This is a genomic window from Lentibacillus juripiscarius (genome assembly GCF_042685205.1).
Classification (GTDB): domain Bacteria; phylum Bacillota; class Bacilli; order Bacillales; family Amphibacillaceae; genus Lentibacillus; species Lentibacillus juripiscarius.
Window position 1 is genome coordinate 174,324 of sequence record NZ_JBHUNA010000009.1, and the last position, 4,923, is coordinate 179,246.

General features: G+C 45.5%; 4 protein-coding genes and 1 pseudogene. 1 reads left to right on the forward strand and 4 read right to left on the reverse strand.

All coding sequences use genetic code 11. The annotated features are described in order from the left end of the window. The 3 genes from ACFSUO_RS05855 to sdaAB form a co-directional block, all read right to left on the reverse strand. The coding region (locus ACFSUO_RS05855; RefSeq protein WP_382392012.1) for an ATP-dependent DNA helicase RecG at window positions 1-1,392 on the reverse strand (1,392 nt) is incomplete at its 3' end. Between the two features lie 15 nt (window positions 1,393-1,407). Then, on the reverse strand, window positions 1,408-2,283 hold the full coding sequence (gene sdaAA / locus ACFSUO_RS05860; protein WP_382392014.1) for an L-serine ammonia-lyase, iron-sulfur-dependent, subunit alpha: 876 nt from the start codon (window positions 2,281-2,283) through the stop codon (window positions 1,408-1,410). 29 nt (window positions 2,284-2,312) lie between these two features. Next, entirely contained in the window at window positions 2,313-2,975 is a 663-nt protein-coding gene (gene sdaAB / locus ACFSUO_RS05865; protein WP_382392016.1) for an L-serine ammonia-lyase, iron-sulfur-dependent subunit beta, read from the reverse strand. 191 nt (window positions 2,976-3,166) lie between these two features. Between sdaAB and ACFSUO_RS05870 the strand changes: the two genes are divergently transcribed. Continuing rightward, window positions 3,167-4,450 carry an NCS2 family permease gene (locus ACFSUO_RS05870; RefSeq protein WP_382392018.1) on the forward strand — a complete coding sequence of 428 codons (1,284 nt, stop codon included), beginning with the start codon at window positions 3,167-3,169 and terminating at the stop codon, window positions 4,448-4,450. A gap of 52 nt (window positions 4,451-4,502) precedes the next feature. Here ACFSUO_RS05870 and ACFSUO_RS05875 read toward each other — a convergent pair. Further along, window positions 4,503-4,923: pseudogene (locus tag ACFSUO_RS05875) on the reverse strand (hypothetical protein); the annotation flags it as partial.

A 4,923-nucleotide genomic window follows, 5' to 3' on the forward strand; every position in this document is an offset into this window, starting at 1 on the left:
CTGTTCCCCTTCATGCACTCGTTGACCGATGAATTGCAGAATACGTTCGAATGTATTCTCTTTTGCCCAATAAGTTTCGATTTCTTTCCGTCCTGATGGCATCTCATTAATAACGGAGACGTCCATATCCCCGAAGGCCGTGATAGCGAGTGTCCGCGGAATTGGTGTTGCCGTCATGAACAAGACGTCCGGATTCAGCCCTTTCTCACGCAATACACGGCGCTGCTCAACGCCAAACCGATGCTGCTCATCAACAATCGCAAAGCCAAGATCACGAAAATAAACATCATCCTGAATAAGCGCGTGCGTTCCAACGACAATATCTATCTCACCGTTCTCCACTTTTGCAAGCATCTCGCGCCTTTTTTTGCCCTTGACAGATCCGGTCAGAAGGACAATTGAAGCCCTTTCACCGAATGTTTCCTGAAGGGATTGGAAATGCTGCTCAGCTAAAATTTCTGTTGGAACCATCAGTGCTCCCTGTTTTCCCGCTGTAATCGAGGCATAAAGACAAACTTCTGCTACGGCCGTCTTACCGGAACCAACATCCCCCTGCAGCAGCCGGCTCATTCGGTAAGGAGATTTCATATCGGTTAAAATCTGGTTCAATGCTTTCTGCTGCGCTTCCGTCAGCTCGAACGGAAAACTGTCGATGAATTCCTTGATACGTTCCAGATCATAGTATTGGGCATTCCCCTCCGTCGATTCCCGGTTCCATTTCCGCAGCAATTGCATTTTCAGCTGAAACAGCAAAAACTCTTCGTAAATAAAACGCCGCCTAGCATGCTTTAACTGCACTCTGTTTTCCGGAAAATGCATCACCGCTATTGCCTCTCTACGGCCGGGCAATTTATAGGATTCCAAATACACCTCGGGCAGCAGTTCATTCAGTTCATCCTTGTATGTCTGTAAAGCAGTCCGTACAGCTTTTTTCACTTTATAACTTGTTACATCACCTTTGACAGAGTACACCGGCTGAATGGATGCCTGCTGATCGGCCGGTCCTTTCTTAAAATTACTCACGGTAATTTGCAGCCGGTGGGCATCCCATTTTCCTGTCAATGTGACCGTATCACCAATATGGAGCTGCTTTTTGGCAAACGCCCGATTAAACATGACTGCTTTTACGGCTATTTCTTCCACTTCAATCGTAAAGGAAAGCCGGGATTTTTTCTTACCATAAAAGTTGAGGGAAGGTTCGTGGACTATCCTTCCCTCAATCGTCACTTTATCCTCATGAATGAGTTCATTTAATGGTTTTAGTTCAAATATGTCATAACGATAGGGAAAATGAAACAATACATCTTCCACAGTATGAATATCCATTTCCGCTAAATCTGCTGCGAATTTTTCTCCTATGCCTTTCAACGCTGTTACTGGTTCATTCAACACGTTCGCTCACACTTTCTAAACCGACGTTCCGAATATTTTCTCTTTTAAAAGCCGCCCTGTCGGGGTGTCTGCAAGTCCGCCTTCTCCTGTTTCCCGGAGGCTTGACGGCATTTGCTTTCCGATGCGGTACATTGCGCCGATAACCTCGTCACAAGGAATCGTGCTCGTGACCCCGGCCAATGCCATATCTGCTGACACAATTGCAAGTGATGAGCCCCCGGCATTCCGCTTAACACAAGGAACCTCCACTAAACCGGCGACAGGATCACAAACAAGACCAAGCATATTCTTCAATGTCATAGCAAATGCTTCAGCCGACTGCTGCGGAGTTCCACCTGCCATTTCGACAATAGCCGCAGACGCCATTGCCCCCGCCGAGCCAACTTCTGCCTGGCACCCTCCGGCAGCGCCCGAGATGAATGAATTATTGGCAACGACAAAACCAAAGGCCCCTGACGTAAATAAATAACGAATCATCTGTTCTCGGGTCGGATTCAGCTGATTTTTAACTGCGAACAGCGTACCGGGAACACAGCCCGCACTGCCAGCCGTCGGTGTTGCACAAATCGTTCCCATCGCGGCGTTGACCTCGTTCGTGCCCATCGCTTTGCTAACCGCATCCATGACAATTTGGCCGGATAGTGGGGTATTCTCTTTCATATATTCCTGTACTTTCACCGCATCACCGCCGGTTAGTCCCGTAACCGACTCGACCCCTTGCAGGCTGTCTTCCACCGCTTTTTCCATTACATCCAGATTCTTTTCCATTTCGGAAAAAACTTCTTCGCGCGATTTTTCTTTCATTTCCATTTCCTGGCGAATCATCACTTCCGAAATCAATATATTTTCATTTTCTGCTATCTCAACTAATTCAGCTGCTGAACGAAACATAGCACACTCTCCTCTCCCAGTCCGCACTATTAACTGGAAATTTTAGCAATCTGTTCGATATGCTCAGCGCTTTCAAGCTCTTTCAGCACACCGTCATCCACATTCTGATCCACTTCTATTACCATCAGCGCTTCCTTGCCAACATCTTTCCGGTTTACTTCCATGTGACCGATATTAATTTCATGCTTCGCTAATATTTCCGTAACCGATGCGATGGCTCCAAACCGATCATTATGCATGATAAGGATGGCCGGATGATTGCCGGATAAGCGCAATTCAAATCCATTCAGTTCCGTAATTTCAATTTTGCCGCCGCCAATGGAAATACCGACGAGTTCGATTTTTTCTGTGTCATCTCCTATAATCAGCCGTGCCGTATTGGGATGACTGACACCGGCACTGTCTTCAATAAATTCTATATCGAGATTTCGTTCATCGGCAATCTCAAGTGCCTTGTTCATTCTAGGGTCATCGGTTTCAAACCCGAGCAGACCGCCTGCTAATGCAAAGTCTGTCCCGTGGCCCTGATAGGTTTTGGCAAATGATTCATATAAATGGATGCGCGCCCATGTTGGTTCTTTCCCAAATAAATTCCGTGCTGCTTTTCCGATTCGTGCTGCTCCTGCTGTATGTGAACTGGAAGGTCCAATCATAACCGGACCAATAATATCAAAGACCGAATTAAACTTCACAACACAACACCGCCTATTCCCCATAAAATTTTATTTCCTTTACTAATTATAACAAAATCCTTTATAATAATCATTCGTGGATTGTACAATTAGTGCGTGTGCAAAAACGAGGATAAACCGGACTTTTTGAACACCTCTTTTCGAATGTATAATCGGGTGGGAGAGGGCTAGTTGCATATCGAGGTATACTCATGCCTGAACAAGACAACAAACAAATGCAGAGAACCGATGGGAAGTGGCGTACAGAAATTACTGCCGGCCTAATCGGCTACCTGACAACTGTCTATATTGTTGCAGTGAACGGGTCCATTCTTAGTGAAGCCGGAGTCTCGCTGGAAAGTGGGATGACCGCTACCATTCTTGCCAGTTTTGCCGGAACGATCCTGATGGGACTGTTTGCCAGACTTCCATTGGTTCTAATTCCTGGAATGGGCATTAATGCGTTATTTGCCTACTCCATTATCGAGAGTGCCGGTTTTTCATTCCAGGAGGCTTTAGCAGCTGTTTTAGTCGCCTCTGTGCTGTTTCTTATTACGGCGTTTACGAGGCTGGGAACGATATTAAAGAAGGCAATCCCCGAATCATTAAAACATGCGATTACCGTAGGGCTTGGCTTTTTCCTAATTCTAATCGGTTTGGAAAAGAGTGGTCTTGTTGTCAGCGGCGAACAAACAATCATTGCCATCGGTGACTTTACGTCGCCTGTGTTTATCGTCAGTTTGCTGACCCTATTTGTCGCGATATTTTTATTTATGAAAAATATCCCTGCCAACTTCCTTGTAACGATGATTGCCGGAACCATTCTCGCTTATTTGTTCGGGGTGCTGGACACAACAAAACGTTCTATTCATTTCGACGTGAGTGACATACTCATTTCCCCGTCGTTTACGGCATTAAATGAACCTGGTTTTTGGCTGGCTGTTTTTCCACTGACCATCATTCTCATTTTTGAAAACATGGGACTATTGCACGGTCAGCTCCACATGCTGAAACGACAGGACGGTTACAATAAGGCTTACCAGGTTACGGCTTTTTCGGCTTTAATGAGTGCATTTTTCGGGACATCGCCGACCGTTTCAACAGCGGAAAATGCTGCAGTCATCACATCTAATGGAAGAACAGGTAAAGCTGCCGTTACAGCAGGTCTGTTGTTTCTGGCAACATTGTTTATCATTCCGTGGATCTCCATGATACCCAATACAGCCATCAGTCCGATTTTGATTATTGTTGGCGTATTGATGGCGCAGAATCTCCGGAATGTCCCGCTGGACGATATGTCAGAAGCATTGCCGGCATTTCTGATTGTCGCAATGATCCCGTTTACGTACAGCATTGCGGACGGGATGGCATTCGGATTTATCGCCTATCCGGTTGTAAAAATAGCGATGAGTAGACAAAAAGAACTGTCAGGAATACTGTTGGTTATATCTGGTTTGTTCCTGCTCCATTTTATTATGAAAATCATCGGCATCTAAAAGAAGGCCTCCCTGACTGATAGGGAGGCCTTTTCATGTTTAATTATCAGGTCTATTCAACTGATAAGATAAACGAATAAATCGGCTGGTTGCCTTTGTGTACTTCTATTTCCACGTCTTCGTACTTATCTTCCACATATTTTTCGATTACTTTTACATCGTCATCACTGGCATCTTCGCCCTGTAAGATGGTGAGAATCTCATCATCCTCCGTAATCATTTCATCGAGCAATGATCTGACTGTTTCCAGTTTGTCCGCAGCAGACGCTTTAATCGTTCCATCGGCAATCCCCATGAAATTATCTTTTTCGATGGTCATACCATCAATCTGTGTATCACGGACTGCATATGTAACTTGTCCTGTTTTCACATCTTTGCTCGCTGATTGCATGGACTCCCGGTTTGCATCAAGCGCAGCATCTGGATGAAATGCCAGCAATGCACTGATTCCTTGAGGGATTGTTTTCGTAGGA